24 protein-coding genes and 1 tRNA gene are annotated in these 20,671 nt (G+C 60.8%); 15 read left to right on the top strand and 10 right to left on the bottom strand.

Annotated elements, in window-relative coordinates:
- Nucleotides 1-13 precede the first annotated feature (13 nt).
- The 3 genes from FQ320_RS10095 to FQ320_RS25645 are packed head-to-tail and all read right to left on the bottom strand — an operon-like array spanning nucleotide 14 to nucleotide 2,461.
- Nucleotides 14-1,792, bottom strand: a complete 1,779-nt coding sequence (locus tag FQ320_RS10095; protein ID WP_187393854.1) for a sensor histidine kinase — start codon at nucleotides 1,790-1,792, stop codon at nucleotides 14-16.
- Between the two features lies 1 nt (nucleotide 1,793).
- Entirely contained in the window at nucleotides 1,794-2,348 is a 555-nt protein-coding gene (locus tag FQ320_RS10100) for an RNA polymerase sigma factor (protein WP_148471788.1), read from the bottom strand.
- Nucleotides 2,345-2,461, bottom strand: a complete 117-nt coding sequence (locus FQ320_RS25645; RefSeq protein ID WP_255509449.1) for a NepR family anti-sigma factor — start codon at nucleotides 2,459-2,461, stop codon at nucleotides 2,345-2,347. The genes FQ320_RS10100 and FQ320_RS25645 overlap by 4 nt, the downstream gene beginning before the upstream one ends.
- A gap of 133 nt (nucleotides 2,462-2,594) precedes the next feature.
- Between FQ320_RS25645 and FQ320_RS10105 the strand changes: the two genes are divergently transcribed.
- Nucleotides 2,595-3,422, top strand: coding sequence for a response regulator (locus FQ320_RS10105; RefSeq protein WP_148471790.1), 828 nt, complete (start codon nucleotides 2,595-2,597; stop codon nucleotides 3,420-3,422).
- Nucleotides 3,423-3,485: 63 nt separating this feature from the next.
- Here the strand turns inward: FQ320_RS10105 and FQ320_RS10110 are convergent, their stop codons facing one another.
- Nucleotides 3,486-3,659 (bottom strand): DUF1328 family protein, encoded by a 174-nt coding sequence (locus FQ320_RS10110; protein WP_148471792.1) that lies wholly within the window; start codon nucleotides 3,657-3,659, stop codon nucleotides 3,486-3,488.
- 188 nt (nucleotides 3,660-3,847) lie between these two features.
- On the opposite strand from FQ320_RS10110, the gene FQ320_RS10115 reads away from it, so the two are divergent.
- From FQ320_RS10115 to FQ320_RS10125, 3 genes are all read left to right on the top strand, one after another.
- Nucleotides 3,848-4,159 carry a YqjD family protein gene (locus tag FQ320_RS10115; RefSeq protein WP_148471794.1) on the top strand — a complete coding sequence of 104 codons (312 nt, stop codon included), beginning with the start codon at nucleotides 3,848-3,850 and terminating at the stop codon, nucleotides 4,157-4,159.
- 4 nt (nucleotides 4,160-4,163) lie between these two features.
- Nucleotides 4,164-4,520 carry a phage holin family protein gene (locus FQ320_RS10120; RefSeq protein WP_148471796.1) on the top strand — a complete coding sequence of 119 codons (357 nt, stop codon included), beginning with the start codon at nucleotides 4,164-4,166 and terminating at the stop codon, nucleotides 4,518-4,520.
- Between the two features lie 307 nt (nucleotides 4,521-4,827).
- Nucleotides 4,828-5,556: a Crp/Fnr family transcriptional regulator gene (locus FQ320_RS10125; protein WP_148471798.1), complete on the top strand. Its 729-nt coding sequence runs from the start codon at nucleotides 4,828-4,830 to the stop codon at nucleotides 5,554-5,556.
- A 3-nt stretch (nucleotides 5,557-5,559) separates the two neighbouring features.
- On the opposite strand, the gene FQ320_RS10130 is transcribed toward FQ320_RS10125, so the two are convergent.
- On the bottom strand, nucleotides 5,560-6,477 hold the full coding sequence (locus FQ320_RS10130) for a YihY/virulence factor BrkB family protein (protein ID WP_148471800.1): 918 nt from the start codon (nucleotides 6,475-6,477) through the stop codon (nucleotides 5,560-5,562).
- Nucleotides 6,478-6,493: 16 nt separating this feature from the next.
- Nucleotides 6,494-6,673, bottom strand: coding sequence for a PLDc N-terminal domain-containing protein (locus FQ320_RS10135; protein ID WP_148471802.1), 180 nt, complete (start codon nucleotides 6,671-6,673; stop codon nucleotides 6,494-6,496).
- Nucleotides 6,674-6,997: 324 nt separating this feature from the next.
- Here FQ320_RS10135 and iolG point away from each other — a divergent pair, with 324 nt between their 5' ends.
- Nucleotides 6,998-7,999: an inositol 2-dehydrogenase gene (gene iolG / locus FQ320_RS10140; protein ID WP_148471804.1), complete on the top strand. Its 1,002-nt coding sequence runs from the start codon at nucleotides 6,998-7,000 to the stop codon at nucleotides 7,997-7,999.
- The gene (locus tag FQ320_RS10145; protein WP_148471806.1) at nucleotides 7,999-8,178 is read left to right on the top strand and encodes a DUF3329 domain-containing protein; all 180 of its coding nucleotides are present in this window, start codon (nucleotides 7,999-8,001) and stop codon (nucleotides 8,176-8,178) included. The genes iolG and FQ320_RS10145 overlap by 1 nt, the downstream gene beginning before the upstream one ends.
- 57 nt (nucleotides 8,179-8,235) lie before the next feature.
- Here FQ320_RS10145 and FQ320_RS10150 read toward each other — a convergent pair whose 3' ends face one another.
- A complete protein-coding gene (locus FQ320_RS10150; RefSeq protein WP_148471808.1) occupies nucleotides 8,236-9,123 on the bottom strand; it encodes a TIM barrel protein in 888 nt (295 codons plus the stop codon).
- A 108-nt stretch (nucleotides 9,124-9,231) separates the two neighbouring features.
- On the opposite strand from FQ320_RS10150, the gene iolD reads away from it, so the two are divergent.
- The 8 genes from iolD to FQ320_RS10190 all read left to right on the top strand — a co-directional run bounded on the left by iolD (nucleotide 9,232) and on the right by FQ320_RS10190 (nucleotide 17,660).
- Nucleotides 9,232-11,103: a 3D-(3,5/4)-trihydroxycyclohexane-1,2-dione acylhydrolase (decyclizing) gene (gene iolD, locus FQ320_RS10155; protein WP_148471810.1), complete on the top strand. Its 1,872-nt coding sequence runs from the start codon at nucleotides 9,232-9,234 to the stop codon at nucleotides 11,101-11,103.
- Between the two features lie 435 nt (nucleotides 11,104-11,538).
- Nucleotides 11,539-11,913 (top strand): ribosome silencing factor, encoded by a 375-nt coding sequence (rsfS, locus tag FQ320_RS10160; RefSeq protein ID WP_148471917.1) that lies wholly within the window; start codon nucleotides 11,539-11,541, stop codon nucleotides 11,911-11,913.
- Between the two features lie 4 nt (nucleotides 11,914-11,917).
- Nucleotides 11,918-12,388 carry a 23S rRNA (pseudouridine(1915)-N(3))-methyltransferase RlmH gene (gene rlmH / locus FQ320_RS10165; protein ID WP_148471812.1) on the top strand — a complete coding sequence of 157 codons (471 nt, stop codon included), beginning with the start codon at nucleotides 11,918-11,920 and terminating at the stop codon, nucleotides 12,386-12,388.
- 164 nt (nucleotides 12,389-12,552) lie between these two features.
- Nucleotides 12,553-14,073: a 2,3-bisphosphoglycerate-independent phosphoglycerate mutase gene (gpmI, locus tag FQ320_RS10170; protein WP_148471814.1), complete on the top strand. Its 1,521-nt coding sequence runs from the start codon at nucleotides 12,553-12,555 to the stop codon at nucleotides 14,071-14,073.
- Nucleotides 14,070-15,197, top strand: coding sequence for a murein hydrolase activator EnvC (locus FQ320_RS10175; RefSeq protein WP_148471816.1), 1,128 nt, complete (start codon nucleotides 14,070-14,072; stop codon nucleotides 15,195-15,197). The genes gpmI and FQ320_RS10175 overlap by 4 nt, the downstream gene beginning before the upstream one ends.
- 7 nt (nucleotides 15,198-15,204) lie before the next feature.
- Nucleotides 15,205-16,539: a S41 family peptidase gene (locus tag FQ320_RS10180; protein WP_148471818.1), complete on the top strand. Its 1,335-nt coding sequence runs from the start codon at nucleotides 15,205-15,207 to the stop codon at nucleotides 16,537-16,539.
- Nucleotides 16,540-16,671: 132 nt separating this feature from the next.
- Entirely contained in the window at nucleotides 16,672-17,154 is a 483-nt protein-coding gene (locus FQ320_RS10185; RefSeq protein ID WP_148471820.1) for an RNA pyrophosphohydrolase, read from the top strand.
- Nucleotides 17,151-17,660: a hypothetical protein gene (locus tag FQ320_RS10190; RefSeq protein WP_148471822.1), complete on the top strand. Its 510-nt coding sequence runs from the start codon at nucleotides 17,151-17,153 to the stop codon at nucleotides 17,658-17,660. The genes FQ320_RS10185 and FQ320_RS10190 overlap by 4 nt, the downstream gene beginning before the upstream one ends.
- Nucleotides 17,661-17,783: 123 nt before the next feature.
- Here the strand turns inward: FQ320_RS10190 and FQ320_RS10195 are convergent, their stop codons facing one another.
- Nucleotides 17,784-18,134, bottom strand: a complete 351-nt coding sequence (locus tag FQ320_RS10195; RefSeq protein ID WP_148471824.1) for a DUF1428 domain-containing protein — start codon at nucleotides 18,132-18,134, stop codon at nucleotides 17,784-17,786.
- A gap of 96 nt (nucleotides 18,135-18,230) precedes the next feature.
- Nucleotides 18,231-19,268 (bottom strand): LacI family DNA-binding transcriptional regulator, encoded by a 1,038-nt coding sequence (locus FQ320_RS10200; protein ID WP_255509458.1) that lies wholly within the window; start codon nucleotides 19,266-19,268, stop codon nucleotides 18,231-18,233.
- 193 nt (nucleotides 19,269-19,461) lie between these two features.
- On the opposite strand from FQ320_RS10200, the gene FQ320_RS10205 reads away from it, so the two are divergent.
- Nucleotides 19,462-19,538, top strand: a tRNA-Arg gene (locus FQ320_RS10205).
- 137 nt (nucleotides 19,539-19,675) lie between these two features.
- Here the strand turns inward: FQ320_RS10205 and rfbA are convergent.
- Nucleotides 19,676-20,572: a glucose-1-phosphate thymidylyltransferase RfbA gene (gene rfbA, locus FQ320_RS10210; RefSeq protein ID WP_148471826.1), complete on the bottom strand. Its 897-nt coding sequence runs from the start codon at nucleotides 20,570-20,572 to the stop codon at nucleotides 19,676-19,678.
- Nucleotides 20,573-20,671 lie beyond the last annotated feature (99 nt).

Genomic DNA, 20,671 nt, shown 5'->3' on the forward strand with positions numbered 1-20,671 from the left:
CGCCCCCTTTGGGTCAGCCTGCCGAACTGCCCGAACTGCGGTTGGATCCGGTGTCGGGATCGTCGGTGAAATCCGCAGTCTCGAAGGTGACGCCAACGGAATACACCCCGTTGTCTTCATTGGCGCTGCTTACGCCGCCCAGTTGCATCACAAACGCGCTGATCAACTGTGACCCGAGGCCGGAGACCGCTTGGTTTTGCTGCTCGATCACAAAGGGGCCAGTGCTGTTGGCAATGATCAGTTCGATTTTCGCAGCGCCGCTGGTGTCCTGTTCCAATTTGCGCAGGATCACCGAAACCCAAGGGTTCCCGGTCTCGGGCTGGCCGAGATATTTGAAGGCATTGGTCACGGCCTCGGTCAACATAAGCGACAGGGGCACCGCCTGATCGGGATAGAGCAGCACAGGTTCGGTTTCGAGCGTAAAGTCGATCCGTTTGCCGGGCACGATCGACGAATTTGCCAGCTGCCGCGCAAGCTCGGAAATCAGGGTGTCGGCCCGCACTTCGGACAGGACAGCCGCCTGATACAGATTGCGATGCACGGTCGCCAGACCCATCACCCGGTCCTGCAGGCGGCGCAGCATGAATTTGGTTTCGCCGTGCTGGGCGCGGCGGATCTGCATGTTGGTCATCGACGCGATCAGTTGCAGGTTGTTCTTGACCCGGTGATGCACCTCTTTCAGCAACACGTCCTTTTCATGCAGCAGGTTTTCTTGATCCGCCTCGTCCAGCAGGATCTGTTCGGTCATCTGGGAAAATGCATCCATCACCTCGCGCAGTTCGGCTGGCACGTCGCGGCCATCATCGATGCGGATCCGGCGCGTGGCGGCAAAGGTGCGAATATTTCGGCGCAGGCTGCGGATGTGGCGGATGACCAACCGGTGCACGGCGATATAGGCGACGGCAAGGCTTGCCAGCCACATCAGCAGCGGAAACAGCATCGCCGCGACATAACCGCCGACGCCGATCCGCCAGGTTTCGACCGACCATATTCCAAGAGTATAGACCTGCCCTGGAACCAGCGGCACCACAGTATAAATCCGTTCGCGCCCCGCCTTGTCGAAATCCTGAAACACAATTCCGGTGTCGGTGGTCAGATTGACAAGGGCGCGGTTGGCCGGAATCCGCTTTTCGACGGTTTCAAGTCCAACGTCCGAGATCAGCGGAATTCCCTGACTGTCGAATGTCAGAATGTCGATGGCATTGACCTGATTGCCTTCGATATCCCGTTCCAGGGTCACGCTGTTGAACGGCAGGGCAAGAGTGACGTAACCGATCGGCTGCATGGAAGCGTCGCGCACCGATTTACGGATCAGGATCGAGGCCGCGTCGGTGATCGCAGTACGTTCGGCAACTCTGACCGAGCCCTCTGTGTCATTGGAGAACATCAGGGCGACGTCGGGTTCGGCAACCTGCTGCCCGACCCGCTGGGATCCGCAAACCAACTGGCCCGTGGTATCGGTGAAGCCCGCAAAGTTGATGATCGGCGTATCCCGCACCATGCGGACCATATAGGCGCTGCACGACGATGTGTCGTCCATCATTTCGGGCAGGTTCAAAGCCAGTGAATCCGCCAGACCGATCATCCGAGTAATGACGCGGCGTTCGACGGCAGAGGCATTCAGACTTTCGCCCAAAAGGGATGAATCGACGCGGCGGTTCGCCTCGGACAGCACCCGCCAGGTCTGCATCATCGTCATGATGCCGACGGGCAAAAGAGCCAGCCCCAGCAGGAGAACCAACCGCACGCCAAGCCTGTCAAGCCGCGCAAATCCCAGAGCGCCGGGAACCATTTCAGCCGTTGCGCGGCGCAGAAAGCACCGAGGCATTGTTGGCGTCGGAAATGGTCGGATCCTCTCCCTCTTCCAGATGCAGGAGTTCGGCCAGTTTCTTGCGCCCGCGATTGGCCCGGCTCTTGATCGTGCCGACGGCAACGCCGCACATTGCCGCCGCTTCCTCGTAAGCAAAACCCGAGCCGCCGACCAGAATCAACGCCTCGCGTTGCTCAACTGGCAGTTTGTCAAAAGCCTTGCGGAAATCGTTCAACGCCAGCCGTCCGTCATGGGCCGGTTTTTCGGCAAGATTGCCGGCCATGATGCCGTCAATATCCTCGACCTCGCGTTTGACCTTGCGGCGCGACGAATAGAACGCGTTGCGCTGGATCGTGAACAGCCAGGCGCGCAGATTTGTGCCGGGTGTAAAGCTGGTGATGTTTTTCCACGCCTTTTCAATTGTGTCCTGCACAAGATCGTCGGCGGCGGATGAATTTCGAGTCAATGACATCGCAAAAGCACGCAGCGCTGGCAAGTGATCGATCAATTCATCCCGCGGGTCGCGGTGTTCCGTCATTTGGGCGGTTCCTGCTCGCGCAGCTTGTTCAGCAGATCCTTGAACCGGTCCGGTACCTCGTTCTTTTCAACTTCGCGGTAAACCCGCCGCAAGTTTTCATCGATCTGCTTCATTACGTTCGAGGGTTCCTTGGCAGGGTCCATAATCTGATCTAGCTCTCATCATTATTCTGCGCGCTTCGGAACCAAACGCCACCGTCGGCGTTTGGTTCCGAACGTTTCTAAAAATAAAAGGATCAGGGTTCGGATGACTGCTCAAATTCACGTTGACGATCTTTCGGGGCAGATCGGCGATGATCTGCCATATCTGCGCCGCTATGCACGCGCACTCACCGGCAGTCAGGAGACCGGCGATCGTTATGCTGCCGCCACTCTTGAGGCAATTCTGATCGACCGGTCGATTTTCCAGTCGCATCTTCAGCCAAAAGTGGCGCTTTTCCGGGCGTTTCACCTGATCTGGGCGACATCTGGTGCGCCTACTGCCGATACTGAAGCGCCGGCGACACGGCTGGAATCCGCGGCGCTCGACCATATGGCGGGGCTGACCAACAACAGTCGCGAGGTTCTGTTGCTGTCGACAATCGAATCCTTCACCTATGCCGAAGTCGGGCAGATCATGGAGATCACCGCGGACGAGGCGGGCGAACTGGCTGCGGTTGCGATTGCCGAAATGGAAAGATCCATGGCTGGCAAGGTGATGATCATCGAAGATGAGGCGATCATCGCCATGGATATTCACTCCATCGTCTCCGAGATGGGCCATTCGGTTACCGGCATCGCCCGGACCCGCAAAGCGGCCGTCGAACTGGGCAGCCGCGAACGGCCCGATCTGATCTTGGCCGATATTCAGCTGGCCGACAATTCGTCGGGCATTGATGCGGTGAACGATCTTCTGGCGCAGTTCGATAATATCCCGGTGATTTTCATCACCGCTTTCCCCGAACGGCTGCTTACAGGAGACAAGCCCGAACCGGCATTTCTGATCTCGAAGCCGTATTCGGAAGAGCAGGTGCGCTCTGCCGTCAGTCAGGCGATGTTCTTCTCCAGTACGGAAACGCTTAAATCGCCGGTCTGATCCGGTTTGACGATCGCGCCAGTATTGGAAGCACCCCGTCCGATATCCGGGCGGGGTGTTTTTTTATCGGCGGTCCGGGCGTCCGGCCACACGCCCCGCCAACGTGCCGACAGACAGGAACAGAAACAGATAAAAGACTGCGCGGGCCAGTGTGCCGTACAAACCTGTGGCGCCGCCAAATCCAAAAGCGGCCGCGCCCAGCGCAATAATAAGAAAAGCCAGTGCCCATCTGAGCATGGATTATTTCCTTTGATGGTGGACCGGCCCGATTTTACGGGCCTTACTCTCGGGCCCGGGTTACAGGTGGTTACACGTAAAACCGCCGCGACGGGCAGATTGTTCCCTGGTGCGACAATTCATGCTGCAGCGCGGAACCGTTCGGTGTTTCGGGCGTTGATGACACAGAAATTCTGAGGAGCTCCACCATGGCCACGACCAAGACCCCGACCCCCGAAGATCTTTCGATGCAGATCGACCAGCTTAAGCTGGACATCGCATTGCTGACCGAAACAATCACCGATATTGGCAAAAGCAAGGGCGATGAGCTTGCTGACACAGTGCGCTCCAAGGCGCGTTCCGCCCGTGCCGCCGGAGAAGAGCAGGTTGCCGAGTTGCAGCGTCGCGCTCAGGAAACCGCAAATTCCGCCGAAGATTATGTGCGTGCCAACCCCGCTGCGGCTTTGGGGATTGCGGCCGGGTTCGGACTTTTGGTCGGTCTTATCACTTCGCGACGCTGATCTGATGTTAAGCAGCCTGCTGCAAGCTTTCCAATCCAACCTGCGCCGTGCCGCACAGCGCGCCGCCATTGGCGCAATTGCGCTGATTTTCTGCATGACCGGCGTGTTCTTTCTGACGCTGGCCGCTTGGATCGCACTTGCTGCGGCTCTGGGCGCGCTCAGTGCGGCGCTGATCCTTGGGTTGGTGTTCATGGGGGTTGGCCTTTTGGCCTTTGCTCTGGTCGCGATGCGGCGGACATCGGTGCCTCATCGAAGCGTACCACCCGCGCCACCGCCACCACCGCCCCCGGTTCGTCAGACTGATCTGATAAACGCCTTTCTGGCCGGATTGGACGCCGCCAAGTCCATGCGGCGGCGCTGAGCCAAAAGGATTCTCTGTGCCTGTCTTTGGCATAGAGCGCACGGTGGAGGAGAGGTCTGATCCCGGGGAGTAAATTCCCGGGCCGTCTTTTTGCGGTTTGCCGACGTCGGGTCATCGATGGCGGTCTTAGACCGGTTTATGTGCCGGGAAATACCGGATTCCGGTTTGGGTTATTGGCAGGCCAATCAACTCCCGGCAGCGCGGGGTGCTGGGGTGCTGGGGTGCTATGGTCGGTCACCAGACCGCACTGGTCCATCCTCGCTTGGCGCCGGGATGGCCCCGTCCAAGACACCGACAGGAGGCAAGAATGCCGACGAAATGCTTCAATTGTCCCCTGCGCCGGAAATCGATTTTCTCGCCCATGACTGACGATGAAGTTGCTTTCATGTCGCGGTTCAAGACTGGCGAGCTGACGGTAGATCCTGGGACACAGCTCTTGATGGACGGGTCGAATTCGCCACAGCTTTATACCGCTCTCAGCGGAATGGGCGTGCGGTATAAGACGCTTCTTGACGGTCGGCGACAGGTCGTCAGCTTTGTCTTTCCCGGCGATCTGATCGGGATGCAGGCCGGAATAATGGGCGAAATGAAGCACTCTGTTGAAGCAACCACAGCGATGACGCTGTGCGTGTTCAGCCGCAGCGATGTCTGGAACCTGTTCAAGACCCATCCCTCCCGTGCTTTTGACATGACCTGGCTGGCGGCCGTCGAGGAAAATTTTCTGGGTGATGCTCTGGCGACCATTGGCCAGAGGACCGCGATCGAGCGTATCTCCTGGGCCATGGTCAAGATGTTCCGACGGGCCGAGGCTCTTGAGATGACCGACGGTCAGTTCATGCCGCTGCCGTACCGGCAACAGGATCTGGCGGATGCTCTGGGGCTGTCGCTGGTCCACACCAACAAGACGCTGGGAAAGCTGCGCGAGCGGCAACTTGCGTCCTGGGCCGATCGAAAACTGCATCTGATGGATATTGATGCACTGGCCCGGATCGCGCAGATCGAACACGAAGAACCCGAGATGCGCCCGCTGATGTAGCTGTCAGATTAATTCATCTGCGGCAGGCGGGTCTGGCAGAGGCGCGCGCGCTGTCGGCTCTGCTCCAAACGAGGTCATCCGCAGGCGCGCACGGTCCAGTTCGGCATTCAGGGACGCACCCAGCAAGACGACATAAGCGCTGATATAGAACCACATCAAAAGCGCGATAACGGCGCCAAGAGCCCCGTAGATCTCGTTGTATTTTCCGAAATTGGCGAGGTACAGCGAGAATCCATAGGACGCCAGACCCCAGATCACCACAGCAACGACAGCCCCGGATGTGAACCATGCCGGGCGTGACCGCCGCCGGTTCGGACCATAGCGATAGATCACGCCAAGCCCGAACATGACCACGGCACCGGCGACAATCCAGCGTACCGAAGACAGCGCCAGTTGCATCAGCGGCCCCAACGGCAGGAACGCCAGAACGATGGGAACGATCACCACCGATGCAAGGGCGACCAGCACCATTCCGATCAGCGCAAAGGTGAGCGCAAGCGCGACAAGGACCTGGCGGAAACTGTTGCGGTTCGAGACGTGATAGATCGCGTTCAGCCCCCGGATCAAAGCCGCCACCCCGGCCCGTGAAGACCAAAGCGCGGCTCCGGTCGAAATCGCCGTGGCCCATCCCAGGGCGCTGTTATTGGCACGGACCAGTTGGCTCACCTGAGTGTCGAGGATGGCAAAGGCCTCGGGTGGGACAAGGCCGCGAAACAGTTGGACCTGCGCGTCGACGATCACCGGATCGGCGATCACGCCCCAAAGCGCAATAATCGCTGCAATAGCCGGAAAAATGGCGAGCATGGCATAGAAAGCCACACCCGCCGAAATCAGGCCGAGGTTCAGATCGTTCATTCCGTTGAAGACCGCCAAGGACGCCCGCCACCAGATTTTCGAGGTTGGCGGCGAGATTGGCGTCATGGGTGCTCCTGGAGGGTTAAACCGCCTTACCGCGCGGCCCCGCAAAATACCATATAATGAAGCCAATTATCGGCAGGATCAGGACCAGAAGGATCCACATCACTTTGGTTCCGGTCGATTCTCTTGATCCGATGATTGAGATGAGTGCATAAATATCGAGCACGAAAACGATCAGACCGCCCAGACCTGTCAGCATCTTGAAATTCCTTGTTCTGCGTCGGTGCTCAACGCGTTCTACCCGTGTCGGGTTCCGGAATCAGCCCGGAGGTGTCGGGTTTTTGATCGGCAGTTTGCCACCCCGCGCCTGTTTCCGGGCACCGATCAGCGGCCGGATGCCGTATCGCGGACCAGAGTCCGATGGCATCTGCGCGGTGAATGTAAGGATCGTTTCGTCCGCAAGGTCTGGTCAGACCCCGTTGGGGTCAGGTTCCGCCAAGGACCCCTTGCGATCCGGCTTTCCGTTTCGTGTCATTGCGTTATTGTGCTGCACGAACCCGGTTGCGTCGCAAAGGACTGCAAAATGACCGTAAGATTTGCCATTCTCGGTGCCGGCCGCATCGGGCAGGTGCACGCCGCTGCAATCGCCTCGGTCCCCGGTGCAGCGCTGATTGCGATATCCGACCCGGTAGAACAGGCCGCCGCCCGTGTCCGTGACGCCTTTGGTGCCGATATCCGCAGCATCGATGCCATCGCAGACGCCGACGATGTCGACGCCGTGGTGATCTGCACCCCAACCGACACCCACGCTGATCTGATCGAAAGGTTCACGGGCGCGGGCAAGGCGGTATTTTGCGAAAAGCCGGTCGACCTTGATCTTGCCCGGGTCAAGGCGTGTCTGGCCCATGTCGAGAGGGTCGCGGGCATACTGATGGTCGGGTTTCAGCGCCGCTTTGATCCCGATTTCAACGCGCTGAAATCCGCAATCGACGCCGGTCGGATCGGTGCCGTCGAAATGGTGACATTGACCAGCCGCGATCCCGGCCCGCCGCCGGTAGACTATATCGCCCGCTCGGGGGGGATTTTTCGGGACATGATGATCCATGATTTCGACGTCGCCCGGTGGGTGCTGGGCGAAGAGGTGGCCTATGTGATGGCCGCCGCGTCAAATCTTGTCGATCCCGCCATCGGGGCCGCCGGAGATTTTGACAGTGCGAATGTGATCCTGACCACGGCATCGGGCAAGCAGGCCGTCATCACCAACAGTCGCCGTGCCGCCTATGGCTATGATCAGCGGATCGAGGTGCACGGATCGCTGGGCAGCGTCAGTGCCGAAAATACCCACATGGCAAGGATAGAGATCGCAGACCGGGACGGATACCATCGCCCGCCGTTGCTGGATTTCTTCATGTCCCGCTATACTGCCGCCTATGCTGCTGAAATCGCCGCCTTTGTTCACTGCGTCACCACCGGCGCACCGGTTCCCACAACGGGTCATGACGGGTTGATGGCGCTGGCGTTGGCCGAGGCGGCGTTGCGGTCGGTGGCCGAAGGGCGGCGGGTGGCAATCGGTGAACTGATCTGATGTTCAACTTCGATCACCCGTTCTATCGCCCCCTGTGGCGCCGCATCGCAATCACCGGGTTCTGTTTGGTCTGGGCAGTATTCGAGTTCGCCCAGGGTGCGCCGGTCTGGGCGATGATCTTTGCAGGGTTGGGCGCGTTGACCGGCTATCACTTTTTTGTGGCGAAAAAAGGCGATTGATCCAGACTCCCGGCAGCGTTGCCGGTGCCGGGCCTTGCAGCCGGAGTGATCCCGCGCTCAGAATCCGATGGACTGCAGATAGGTGCGGTTGGTCCGGGCATCTTCGACGGGGTTGGACGGGCCTTCGGGGTCGCAATCCTGCTCGACCGTGCACCAGCCATCAAATCCGTTGTCCAGCAGGATTTGCCGCACCGCCGGAAAATCCACATCGCCCTGTCCGAGATTGCAAAAAATCCCCTGAGCGCAGGCGTCATAGAAGCCCGTGCGATTTGCCACCACCTGTGCCTTGACGATGGGGTCTATGTCCTTGAAATGCATATAACTGATACGCTCGATATGCCGTTTCATAAAGGCCACGGGATCGAAGCCGGCATAGGAATGATGCCCGGTGTCGAAACAGATTTTCAGGTGGTTTTCATCCACCTCGCCCAGAAGACGCTCCAACTCGGGTTCGAAATCGACAAAGCCGGCGGCGTGGGCGTGGATGCCGACGGTCAGGCCGAAATCCTCGGTGCCGATTTTTGCCACCGTCGCGATGCGGTCGCGAAAGGCGGTCCATTCAGCCGTGTCCATCTGTTCGGCCTCATCCGCGCGCCCGGCGGTCGGGGCGCGCCGGGGCGAAATTGAATCGATCAGCACCAGATGACGCGCGCCATGTGCGCTCAGCGCCCGGCAGGTGCGCAGCGCACCGTCCATCACATCGTCCCATTGGTCCGGATCGTGAAAAGCGCGAAACACCACACCGCCGATCAATGTCTGGCCATGTTCGTCCAAGGCTTCCGCCAATTCGACGGGATCTTCAGGCATGAAGCCGACAGGGCCAAGTTCGATGCCGCTGTATCCCGCTGCGGCGTTTTCGGCGAGAACCCGACGCCAGTCAGGGTTGCGCGGATCCTTGGCGAATTCGACACCCCATGAGCAGGGCGCATTGCCGATGGTGATCATGTGGTTGTCCCTTTCTCTCAACGCCAACTCGGCGCGGCTGCAAGTGTGCTGTGCTTGACAGTCGCGTCCGGTCAATGGCCAATCTGTATTGAATGTACGGAGAATGATGTGAGCCACCTACCGAAAACCATCCGTCTGACTGTGGCGCAAGCGATCACCCGCTATCTGGCCGCGCAGTATATTCAAATCGACGGGACGCGCACACGGCTGTGCGGCGGCGGGTTCGGCATATTTGGCCATGGCAATGTGACCTGTCTGGGCGAGGCGCTGTATGATTGTCGCGATGTCCTGCCGCTGTATCGCGGGCAGAATGAACAGGGCATGGGGTTCGCCGCTGCAGCATATGCCAAATATCATCTGCGCCAGCGATTCATGTTCTGCACGGCCAGCGCGGGGCCGGGTGCTGCGAACCTGCTGACCGCCAGCGCATTGGCCCATGCCAACCGGTTGCCGATGCTGATGCTGTGCGGAGATACGTTCCTGACGCGCCTTCCCGATCCGGTGTTGCAGCAGCTTGAGCATTTCGGCAATCCGACGCTGGGTCTGAACGACGCGTTCAAGGCGGTGACGCGGTATTGGGATCGCATCACCCATCCGGCGCAGGTCGTTCAATCTCTGCCCGCCGCGCTGGCGACCATGCTGGACCCGGCAGATTGCGGCCCGGCGTTCCTTGCCTTGCCGCAGGATGTGCAGGGGTGGGCGTGGGAGTATCCGGCGGAATTTTTCGATGAAAAATTGCACCGCATCCGGCGGCAAGCGCCCGATGTGGACGAGGTGGCCGAAGCAGCCGCCCTGCTGGCCACGGCAAAACGCCCGGCGATCATCGCCGGCGGCGGTGTGCAATATGCGCGGGCGGTGGCAGAATTGACCGCCTTCGCCGAGGCGCGCGGCATACCGGTGATCGAAACCATCGCCGGGCGGGCAAATATGCTGAACGATCATCCGCTCAACCTTGGTCCGGTCGGGGTCACCGGATCGGACAGTGGCAACTGGCTGGCCGAGCGGGCCGACGTGATCCTGTCGGTCGGATCGCGATTGCAGGATTTCACCACCGGATCCTGGACCGCCTTTGCCCAGGACGCACGGTTCATTTCGCTGAACACGGCGCGTCACGACGCAGGCAAGCACATGTCGCTGCCGATTGTGGGTGATGCGATGCTCGGGCTGACCGCGCTGGATGGCGCATTGGGCGATTACCGCGCGCCCGGCGACTGGCTGCGTGACGCACAGGCCGAGCGCGCGAAATGGAACGGATATGTCGCTGAAAACATAACTCCGGGCAATCGGCCCAATTCCTATGCTCAGGCAATCGGCGTGGTGAACGCCCTGTGCGACCCGGCGGATCGGATCGTCACAGCGGCGGGGGGCCTGCCCGCCGAGGTGACGGCGAACTGGCGAACGCTGAAGATCGGGACGGTTGACGTGGAATTCGGTTTCTCCTGCATGGGGTATGAAATCGCCGGGGGGTGGGGCGCGCGGATCGCGCAGTCAGAATCCGAACCGAACCGCGACACCATCGTGTTCTGCGGCGACGGCAGTTACCTGTTGATGAACTCGGACATCTATTCCTCCGTCCTGACCGAGAAAAAGCTGATCGTGCTGGTCTTGGACAACGGAGGGTTCGCGGTGATCAACAAGTTGCAAAACAACACCGGTCAGGACAGTTTCAACAATCTGATCGCCGATACTCCCACCGCAACAAACCAAGTGCGCGTGGATTTCCAGGCCCACGCCCGCGCCATGGGGGCAATCGCCGAAACCGTGGCCAACCCAGCAGAATTGGCCGAAGCCTTCAAACGCGCGCAGGCCGCGGCAACGACCAGCGTGATTGTCATGCAGGTCGACGCCCACGAGGGTTGGACGACCGAAGGACACGCATGGTGGGAAATCGGCACGCCTCACGTTTCCGAACACGCCAGTGTCACGGCGGCGCATAAGGTCAGTGAAAGCGCCCGGGTGCGCCAGCGCAAGGGCATCTGACGGGCGGGACAGGCGGCGTATCGCAACCACTTCCCTGTGACCGGACGCGTGAACCGACGGTTCTCCCGACCCGCACGACTTCGACGACTCGGCAACGTCCGTCAACGGGAATTGCTGCAATCCGTCCCGCAACTCAAATCATGACTGGAGTTTTGCGTCGCCGATACGGCAAGGTTCCCCTAGGTGCAGATCCCGGCCGATCCCAATGTTTCCGTGGTCGCTGCCACCCGCGACGCGCCGCGCGCCCTTGCTCGCGCACCACAGGGCGCGGCAAATTGGCGATTCTGCGCCACATGACATTGAGATTTCGTGTCGGCGATGCTATTTCTGTTCCACGCCCTGCGCCGGGGCCCAGATCGGCGTGCAACCGAGGAGGACGATGTCCTGTCCCTGTCCCAAGATGCGGTCGCCCATGTGGCCGCCCAGACCCCGCGCATGACTGCCACCGGGTCCGTACTGACCAGCGAACAATTGCTGGCCCATATCCTGACATCCCTTGACGAAGACAAGGCCGAAGATGTGGTGCAGGTCGATCTGCGCGGCATTTCCGAAATGGGTGACTATATGGTCATCTGCTCGGGGCGGTCGTCGCGTCAGGTCATGGCGATTTCCCAGAACCTGGTCGATCACCTGAAACAAGACCACAATCGCGCATCCAAGGTCGAAGGCAAAGAAGCCGGCGACTGGGTGCTGATCGATACGGGCGACGTCATCGTCCATGTCTTCCGGCCCGAAGTGCGCGAATTCTATCAGCTGGAAAAGATGTGGCTGAACCCAACCGCACCGCAGAGCACCACGACTCCGGTCTGAGTTCATGCGGCTGCACATCTGCGCCGTGGGCCGGTTACGCACCGGCCCCGAAAAGACGCTGATCGACGACTATCTGGCGCGGTTCGACCGGACTGGCCGCGCCCTGTCCCTCGGCCCCTGTCAGGTGGCCGAGGTTGAGGACAAGCGCGGAACCGGCATGGCGGGCGAGGGTGCGTTGCTCTCTCGCGCCATTCCGGACGGCGCGCTGACCTGCGTGTTGGAAGAACGCGGGCGGACTTTCTCGTCGCCCGAATTCGCCGATCAACTGATCCTCTGGCGCGATCAGGGCCGGTCCGACCTTGCCTTTGTCATTGGTGGCGCAGATGGGATCGACCCGGCACTGCGCGATTCTGCCGATGATGCGCTTTCTTTTGGTGCGATGGTCTGGCCGCACATGCTGGTCCGGGTGATGCTGGCCGAACAATTGTACCGCGCAGCATCGATCCTGTCCGGCGGGCCCTATCACCGGGCCTGAATCATACGTCAGATCGGGCCTGAAATCGGTCCGAACGGCGCCGCCTCACACCATACCGGTTTCTTCTTTGTCCAAATACTCAGAAAACCACGCCATCCCCCGGCGCACCGGTTCCGGTCGGCGCGGATCCGCGATAACAAGGGGGCGAAACGCGAAAGGGCCGCATCATGACACCGAAACCCGTCGTTCTGTGCATTCTCGATGGTTGGGGCATCAACCCCGATACCACGGCCAACGCCCCGGCGCTGGCTGCGACCCCGACGTTCGACGCGATCATGGCGAATTGCCCCAACGCCCGGCTGATTACCCATGGCCCCGATGTGGGGCTGCCCAGCGGGCAGATGGGCAACTCCGAAGTCGGGCATACCAACATCGGCGCAGGGCGCGTGGTGGCGATGGATCTCGGACAGATTGATCTGGCAATCGAAGATGGCAGCTTTGCCGTCAACCCCGCCCTGACCGGTTTCATCGACGCGGTGAAACGCACCGGCGGCACTGCGCATCTGATGGGCGTGGTCTCTGACGGCGGGGTACATGGCCATATCACGCACATTATCGCCGCCGCCCGGACCATTGCGGCAGCCGGAGTGCCCGTGGTCTTGCACGCGATGACCGACGGACGTGACGTCCCGCCCGGCTCGGCGCCGCGATTTATTGCGGAGTTGACGGCAGGTCTGCCCGAAGGCGCGCGGATCGCCACAGTGACCGGGCGATACTTTGCCTTGGACCGCGACAACCGATGGGACAGGGTGCAGACGGCATTCGATGCGATGGTTTCGGCTAAAGGCGCGGTGGCAACGGATGCGGCAAACGCCGTCGCTCAAGCCGCCAATGCGGGCAAGAGTGATGAATTCATTCCGGCCACGGTGATCGGCGATTATGCCGGGATGCGCGACGGCGACGGTTTGTTCTGCCTGAACTTCCGTGCGGACCGGGCGCGCGAGATCCTCGCCGCGCTGGGCCAGCCGGAGTTCGATGCCTTTGACGTTTCCGCCCGGCCAGATTTCGTGCAGATGCTGGGGATGGTGGAATATTCCGAGGCGCACAACGGTTTCATGCAGGCGGTGTTTCCCAAGCGCAAACTGGTCAACACGCTGGGTGAATGGGTGGCGGCCCATGGCAAAACCCAATTCCGCCTTGCCGAAACCGAGAAATATCCCCACGTCACATTCTTCCTGAACGGGGGGCGTGAAACCCCCTATGAGGGCGAAGACCGGGCAATGCCGAAATCGCCCAAGGTCGCCACCTATGACCTGCAACCCGAAATGTCGTCGGAAGAGGTGACCGACCGTTTCGTTGATGCGATTGACCATGGCTATGACCTGATTGTCTGCAACTATGCCAACCCCGACATGGTGGGCCACACCGGCGACCTGCAAGCGGCGATGGCGGCCTGTGCGTCGGTCGACCGGGGGCTGGCGCGGGTCGTTGCAGCGTTGGAAAAGGTCGGGGGCGCGATGATCCTGACCGCCGATCATGGCAATTGCGAAACCATGGTCGATCCGCTCACCGGCGCACCGCACACCGCGCATACCACAAATCTTGTACCTGTTGCACTGATCGGCGGGCCGGATGGGGTGCGCTTGCGTGACGGTCGGCTGGCCGATCTGGCGCCAACGTTGCTGGAGCTGATGGGCCTGCCCAAGCCGGACGAGATGACCGGTCAAAGCCTGATTCAACGATGATCCGGCTGGCGTGCCTGTTGCTGTTGTGGCCGGCTCTGGCCTTTGCACAGGCCGATCCGGCTGACATTGCGCGCCGTGCAGTGATGGAGCTGGATCGCGCGGCGCGCACGCTGACGGCCGCTGAAGGCTCGCGCGACCGGGTGTCGGCGCTGACCGAAACGATCCGCGCCTATGAATCCGGGCTATCTGCCCTGCGCGAAGGTCTGCGCCGCGCCAGTGCCCGCGAGGCACAGATCAGGCTGCAATTCGACCGGGAAAACGCCCGACTGGGCAGTTTGATCGGCGCATTGCAAACCATGCAGGCGAGCCCCGAGGCGTTGTTGTTGCTGCACCCTGACGGCCCGATGGGTACGGCGCGGTCCGGTATGATATTGTCTGCCGTGACACCCGCCCTGTTGTCCGAGGTGGAACGCCTGCGGACCGATCTGACCGAAATCGCGACCCTGCGCGCACTTCAGGCTGGTGCCCAGGACACGCTGCAACAGGGGCTGGACGGGGTGCAAAAGGCACGCACCGCCCTCAGCCGGGCAGTGTCGGACCGGGTGGATCTGCCGCGTCGGATGACCGAGGATGACGAACAGATGCAGCGATTGATCGAGTCGACCGAAACGCTGGAAGGATTCGCCAGCGGTCTGTCCGTGCTGCCGCGTGATGAAACCGTCGCCAGCCTTCCCGATTTCGCCGATGCGCTGGGCGATCTGGCGCTGCCTGCACGGGGCAGGGTGACGGCCGGGTTCAATGATCCCGACGCGGCGGGCATCCGCCGTCCGGGGCTGACTCTGGCCACCGCGCCGGGTGCTTTGGTCACCGCACCCTGGCCCGCGACGATCCGGTATCGCGGGCCGCTGCTCGACTACGGAAACGTGATGATCCTTGAACCCGCACCGGGCTATCTTCTGGTTCTGGCGGGGATGGATCGGGTCTATGGTGAGACGGGGCAGGTGATCCCTGCGGATGCGCCGGTGGGTTTGATGGGGGGGACCGGATCGTCGGATTCCCCGCTTATCCCGTCGCAAAGTGTCAATGAGGATGGTCAATCGGACCGGGAAACGCTTTATATCGAACTGAGAGACGGGCAAGATCCGATGGACCCGGCCCTTTGGTTCCGAATGGATGAGGAATGATCGACAGATGAGAAAATTCGCAATCGCGGCAATTGGCGGCACGCTGGCAGGCCTTCTTCTGACGACACAGATCGCCGGCCCGTTGATCGCGCAGGAAAAAGAGCGCAATGGCAGCGTCTATGAACAGCTTGACCTGTTTGGCGACATCTTCGAACGGATCCGCGCGCAATATGTGACCGAAGTTGACGCCAAGAATCTGATCGAAGCGGCGATCAATGGTATGCTCACCTCACTTGATCCGCATTCATCCTATTTGTCGCCCGACGACGCAGCGGCGATGCGGGTGCAAACGCGGGGCGAATTCGGTGGTTTGGGGATCGAGGTCACCCAGGAAGAAGGCTTCGTCAAGGTCGTGTCACCGATGGATGGCACCCCGGCAGACGAAGCTGGCGTCGAGGCCGGCGATTTCATCACCCATGTGAACGGCGATTCGGTTCTGGGGCTGACGCTGGACGATGCGGTCGAATTGATGCGCGGCCCGATCGGCAGCGAAATCGTGATCACCGTGATGCGGGAGGGCACAACCGACCCGATCGAAATTTCGATCATCCGCGACACGATCAAACTGACCGCGGTGCGCACCCGTACCGAAGGCGAATCTGTTGTTCTGCGGATCACCACCTTCAACGACCAGACCTTTCCCAATCTTGAAGAAGGGTTGAAGAAACAGGTCGAGGAAGCGGGCGGGATCGACAAGGTCAACGGGTTCGTCATCGACCTGCGCAACAACCCCGGTGGCCTTTTGACTGAGGCGATCCGGATCAGCGATGCCTTCCTTGAAACCGGCGAAATCGTCAGCACACGTGGCCGCGATCCGGTCGACAGCGACAGGTACAATGCCACACCGGGCGATCTTGCTCAGGGCAAACCGGTGGTCGTTCTGATCAATGGCGGCTCGGCTTCGGCGTCGGAAATCGTTGCGGGTGCGTTGCAGGACCACCGCCGCGCCATCGTGATCGGAACCAAATCCTTTGGTAAGGGATCGGTGCAAACGGTCATGCCGCTGCGCGGTGACGGCGCGATGCGGTTGACCACGGCGCGGTATTACACCCCGTCGGGCCGGTCGATCCAATCGCTTGGCGTGTCGCCCGATATTGTTGTGGCCCAACCGCCGCGCCAGCCTGAGACCGACGAGGAAGCACCGGTCAACCGCAACCGGACCGAGGCCGACCTGCGCGGCGCAATCACCAACGATTCGGTGTCCGAGGACGAGCGCAAGATCATTCTGGAGGAACAGAAAAAGGCCGAAGACGCGGCCAAGCTGCGCGATGATGATTATCAGCTGGCCTATGCCATCGATATTCTGAAGGGCCTGTCGGCACTGGGTCCGGATGCCAAGTGATGTGAAACCGCGCCCCGATCTGTTCGGGGCGCTACTCCTGCGCAACGTGCTGAACGGCAGCGGGACTGGACGTTATTGCCAACGCCCTGCGGTGGACGCGAGACGCGCAAACCCAACTGTCAGGGCTTCGGCATGACGCCCGACGACATCGCCCGTTTGCCCTATCGCCCCTGTGTCGGGGTGATGCTGGTCAACAGTCGGGGCGGCATTTTCGTGGGTCAGCGGATCGACAACAGTCAGGCCGCTTGGCAGATGCCTCAGGGCGGGATCGACGCGGGCGAAGATCCTCGCGCCGCCGCCCTGCGCGAGTTGGGCGAAGAAACCGGCGTAACCCCCGATCTGGTGCGGATCGAGGCGGAAACGCCGGACTGGATCACCTATGATCTGCCTCAGGATCTGGTTCCAAGAGTGTGGAAAGGCCGGTACCGAGGGCAGGAACAGCGCTGGTTTCTCATGCGGTTTCTCGGCCGTGATGACCAGATCGACATTTCCCGTCCGCCTGCTGAATTTTCTGAATGGCGCTGGTTGGACAAGTCGCAACTGGTTGAACAGATCGTGCCATTCAAACGGGCGGTCTATGCCAGTGTCCTGCAATCTCTGGGAGATCAGATATGATCGCCGCCGCCCGCATGGACGTCCAGACGCTGGCGCAATCTCTGGCGCTGACTCTGACCCTGATCGCCATTGCGGGCCCGTCTTTCGCCCTGTCCTGTGTCCGCCCCGACCCAGAGCGCAGCTTTGCCCGGGCGTTCGAGGCGGCAGAACCCTATATCGTGGTCCACGGAAGCTTTGCTTTTGACACGACCCGTATGCCCATGACGGCCAGTGGCGGGGATCAGCCCAACGCATCAGGCGCGAGCCTGCCCGCACGGTTCACCGGCAGCGGTCTGACCACCGACGGGTTCACCACTCCGTTGGCGATACCCGTGACGCTGGATGTCGAGTGTCTTGGCCCGTGGTGCGGCAGTTTGTCGGAAAAGACCGATCAACTTGCCTTTCTTGAACGGCGGGATGACGGCTATCACCTGTCGGTCACCGCCTGTCCGGGAATGGTTTTTGACACTCCGGATGCGGAACTTCTGTCCCGGATGCAATCCTGCCTCAGCGAAGGCGGCTGTTGAAATCCACCTGGTCATCGGCACGCGCTCAGCGCGTTGAAAGCCCGGACCTTCTCCGGTTTCTCCTTGCATAAATACTCATCTGGCGACCCCAGCCCCGAACACTCCATCGCGGGCAGGGGCGGATCAGGCTGATACGACTGTTTCGAAACCGCCAAAGATCATCCGCGCCCCGTCCAGCGGCAAGCTCTGGAACATCGCCTCGGCTTCGGGGTCGGACATCACCGCCTCCATACAGGAATCCCGCGTTGCCTTGTCGGGGTATGTGATAAAGCAGATGGCGCAGGTCTCGTCCTTTTCCAACGCCACGGCGAGTGGAAAGGACGTGCGTTTGCCATCCGGCACATCGGAGCCCCAACATTCGCAATAGGCCAGGGCGCCATGCTGCTTGAACAGTTTCGCCATCGCCTGAGATGTGGCGACATATTCGTCTTTGCTGGCAGATTTGACCGGCGCGACCATTGCTTCGATATACATCCAGTTTCCCTTCGGGTTGTCCCTGCAAGGGTCGCCCGAATCAGATGTCTGCGTCAACACATGCGGGTCCGGCGGCGCGCCTCCGCCCGTCCTGACCTAATAGCGGCGCAGGGTATCGCCGGGTTGCAGTTTTGGCGTCAGCTCGATCCGCTTGCCACCCTGAGTGTCCTTGCCGGTGGTGCGGTCAACGATGATCTGTGCCGCCGCGCGACCGATCTCGGCCCGTCCTGCATCCATCGTGGCCAGTTGCTTCGGCAGGCCACGCAAGAATTCGACACCGTTGAACCCGGCCATGCCGATCCGTCCCGGCACATCCATTCCCTTCTCCAGACAATACAGCAACCCGCCGGCGCCGATCATGTCGTTGGAATAATACAGGAAATCGAGATCGGGATCGCGCGAGAGGATCGCTTCGGTCATCTCGCGGCCCTTCACCAGAGCCGAGCCGCCTTCATAGAATTCCTGCGCGACCACTTCGAGCCCGGTCTTGGCCAAAGCCTCGGTAAAGCCTTCAAAGCGTTTGCGGGCACGGAAATCCAGCGGCATCTTGGTGCCGAGGAAACCGATACGCTCGTACCCCTGTTTGACGATCGCATTGGCCATTTCGCGGCCCGCGCGGCGATGCGATATGCCGACAACGCTGTCCACAGCCTCGCCGTCCACGTCCATGATCTCGACCACCGGAATGCCGCTGGCGCGCAGCATCGCCCGCGAAGCGTCGGAATGTTCGAGCCCGGCGATGATCACGCCGGACGGACGCCACGACAACATCTCGTACAGCACGTCCTCTTCCCGCTCGGGGCGATAGTTGGTGACGCCGACAACCGGTTGCAGATCGGTATTGTCCAGAACCTCGGAAATGCCGGTCATTACCTCGGGGAACACCATGTTCGACAGGCTGGGGATGATGACGGCGACAAGATTTACTTGCGACGAAGCCAGAGCGCCGGCGATCTTGTTCGGCACGTATCCCATACGTTTCGCGGCTTCCTGCACCTTTTTGCGGGTCGCTTCGCTTACATCGCCGCGATTGCGCAACACGCGGCTGACCGTCATTTCGCTGACCCCGGATTCTTCAGAGACGTCGCGCAGGGTCAGTTGGCGGCGGGGCGGTATTGGCGGAACCTGAGTCACTGGCAGCGCATCCTTTGCGGTATGGCCCGGTTTAGCCGGAAACGCCGGGAGGTTCCAACCCCCATGCGCATGGGCAAAGCGAATGGTCACCCCCGGCGCGTCGCGATCCCGGTTGTCAAAGCAGAACGGCGCGGTTTCAGGATGACAGCCTGACGGTGCGGTTGTAAGAGGGATCTGCACGTCGACAAGCGTCGGCCCCGTGGCTCAACTGGATAGAGCAGCCCCCTCCTAAGGGGCAGGTTAGTGGTTCGAATCCACTCGGGGTCACCATTAAATCAATGAAATCAAATCATTGCGCGGCGTCTGTCTGCGCATTTCACAAGACAGACGCCTGGTTTTTTCGGCTTCTTTCCGCCAACGTGCATTTAATCCGGCAACCGGTGGTCCTGCCCGCTGTTCGATCGTTCTCAGCCCGGTTCGTCGGCCAGTGACAGCAGGTGACGACCATAATGGTTCTTGGCGAACTTGCGACCGCGGGCGCGCAGGGCTTCGGCGTCGATCCAACCGCTGGCAAAGGCGATCTCATCCGGGCTGCCGGTCTGCATGCCCTGCCGCTGCTCCAGTGTGCGCACGAAGTTGCCCGCATCCAGAAGGGATGCATGGGTGCCGGTGTCCAGCCAGGCAAAACCGCGCCCCATGCGTTTGACCGTCAGTTGCCCGTCGTGCAGATATTGTTCCAGCAATGTGGTGATCTCAAGCTCGCCACGGTCCGAAGGTTTAACCGAACGGGCCCGCTGTGGTGCGGTTCCGTCGAGGAAATACAGCCCGGTCACGGCATAGTTCGACGGCGGATTCTCCGGTTTCTCGATGATCGCTTTTGCCTGCCCGTCGGCGTCAAACGCAACCACGCCATAGCGCTCGGGATCGGCCACGTGATAACCAAAGACCGATCCGCCGGTGGTCTGGGCGTCGGCCTCGGCCAGCAGTTCGGGCAGACCGTGGCCAAAGAAGATGTTGTCGCCCAGCACCATCGCGCTTGAGGCTCCGTCAAGGAATTCCTCGGCGAGGATATAGGCCTGCGCCAGGCCATCGGGGCTGGGCTGTTCGATATAGGTCAGCGAGACGCCCCACTGGCTGCCGTCGCCGAGCGTGCGTTTGAACTGGTCGGCGTCCTGCGGGGTGGTGATCATGGCGATGTCGCGGATTCCCGCCAGCATCAGCAGCGACAGCGGGTAATAGATCATCGGTTTGTCATAGACCGGCAGCAGCTGTTTGCTGACCCCCTGAGTGATCGGATAAAGCCGGGTGCCCGAGCCGCCTGCCAGAATGATGCCTTTGCGGCCGGTGGATGTCTGTTGCGTCATGAAATCTGTTCCTGGTTCAATCGGGTTGTCGCATCAGCCCGTCGGGGCCGCGAGTTTCGCTGTAACGTGGGATATCGTCGGAATGCTATTGCGTGACGG

Source organism: Oceaniovalibus sp. ACAM 378, assembly GCF_008085915.1.
In the GTDB taxonomy this organism is placed as follows: Bacteria; Pseudomonadota; Alphaproteobacteria; order Rhodobacterales; family Rhodobacteraceae; genus Oceaniglobus.

What these genes read in the sequence shown, in the direction of transcription:
- FQ320_RS10095 (WP_187393854.1), bottom strand. Translation starts at nt 1,792, where the DNA reads ATGGTTCCCGGCGCTCTGGGATTTGCGCGGCTTGACAGGCTTGGCGTG.
- FQ320_RS10100 (WP_148471788.1), bottom strand. Translation starts at nt 2,348, where the DNA reads ATGACGGAACACCGCGACCCGCGGGATGAATTGATCGATCACTTGCCA.
- FQ320_RS25645 (WP_255509449.1), bottom strand. Translation starts at nt 2,461, where the DNA reads ATGAAGCAGATCGATGAAAACTTGCGGCGGGTTTACCGCGAAGTTGAA.
- FQ320_RS10105 (WP_148471790.1), top strand. Translation starts at nt 2,595, where the DNA reads ATGACTGCTCAAATTCACGTTGACGATCTTTCGGGGCAGATCGGCGAT.
- FQ320_RS10110 (WP_148471792.1), bottom strand. Translation starts at nt 3,659, where the DNA reads ATGCTCAGATGGGCACTGGCTTTTCTTATTATTGCGCTGGGCGCGGCC.
- FQ320_RS10115 (WP_148471794.1), top strand. Translation starts at nt 3,848, where the DNA reads ATGGCCACGACCAAGACCCCGACCCCCGAAGATCTTTCGATGCAGATC.
- FQ320_RS10120 (WP_148471796.1), top strand. Translation starts at nt 4,164, where the DNA reads ATGTTAAGCAGCCTGCTGCAAGCTTTCCAATCCAACCTGCGCCGTGCC.
- FQ320_RS10125 (WP_148471798.1), top strand. Translation starts at nt 4,828, where the DNA reads ATGCCGACGAAATGCTTCAATTGTCCCCTGCGCCGGAAATCGATTTTC.
- FQ320_RS10130 (WP_148471800.1), bottom strand. Translation starts at nt 6,477, where the DNA reads ATGACGCCAATCTCGCCGCCAACCTCGAAAATCTGGTGGCGGGCGTCC.
- FQ320_RS10135 (WP_148471802.1), bottom strand. Translation starts at nt 6,673, where the DNA reads ATGCTGACAGGTCTGGGCGGTCTGATCGTTTTCGTGCTCGATATTTAT.
- iolG (WP_148471804.1), top strand. Translation starts at nt 6,998, where the DNA reads ATGACCGTAAGATTTGCCATTCTCGGTGCCGGCCGCATCGGGCAGGTG.
- FQ320_RS10145 (WP_148471806.1), top strand. Translation starts at nt 7,999, where the DNA reads ATGTTCAACTTCGATCACCCGTTCTATCGCCCCCTGTGGCGCCGCATC.
- FQ320_RS10150 (WP_148471808.1), bottom strand. Translation starts at nt 9,123, where the DNA reads ATGATCACCATCGGCAATGCGCCCTGCTCATGGGGTGTCGAATTCGCC.
- rsfS (WP_148471917.1), top strand. Translation starts at nt 11,539, where the DNA reads ATGACTGCCACCGGGTCCGTACTGACCAGCGAACAATTGCTGGCCCAT.
- rlmH (WP_148471812.1), top strand. Translation starts at nt 11,918, where the DNA reads ATGCGGCTGCACATCTGCGCCGTGGGCCGGTTACGCACCGGCCCCGAA.
- FQ320_RS10175 (WP_148471816.1), top strand. Translation starts at nt 14,070, where the DNA reads ATGATCCGGCTGGCGTGCCTGTTGCTGTTGTGGCCGGCTCTGGCCTTT.
- FQ320_RS10180 (WP_148471818.1), top strand. Translation starts at nt 15,205, where the DNA reads ATGAGAAAATTCGCAATCGCGGCAATTGGCGGCACGCTGGCAGGCCTT.
- FQ320_RS10185 (WP_148471820.1), top strand. Translation starts at nt 16,672, where the DNA reads ATGACGCCCGACGACATCGCCCGTTTGCCCTATCGCCCCTGTGTCGGG.
- FQ320_RS10190 (WP_148471822.1), top strand. Translation starts at nt 17,151, where the DNA reads ATGATCGCCGCCGCCCGCATGGACGTCCAGACGCTGGCGCAATCTCTG.
- FQ320_RS10195 (WP_148471824.1), bottom strand. Translation starts at nt 18,134, where the DNA reads ATGTATATCGAAGCAATGGTCGCGCCGGTCAAATCTGCCAGCAAAGAC.
- rfbA (WP_148471826.1), bottom strand. Translation starts at nt 20,572, where the DNA reads ATGACGCAACAGACATCCACCGGCCGCAAAGGCATCATTCTGGCAGGC.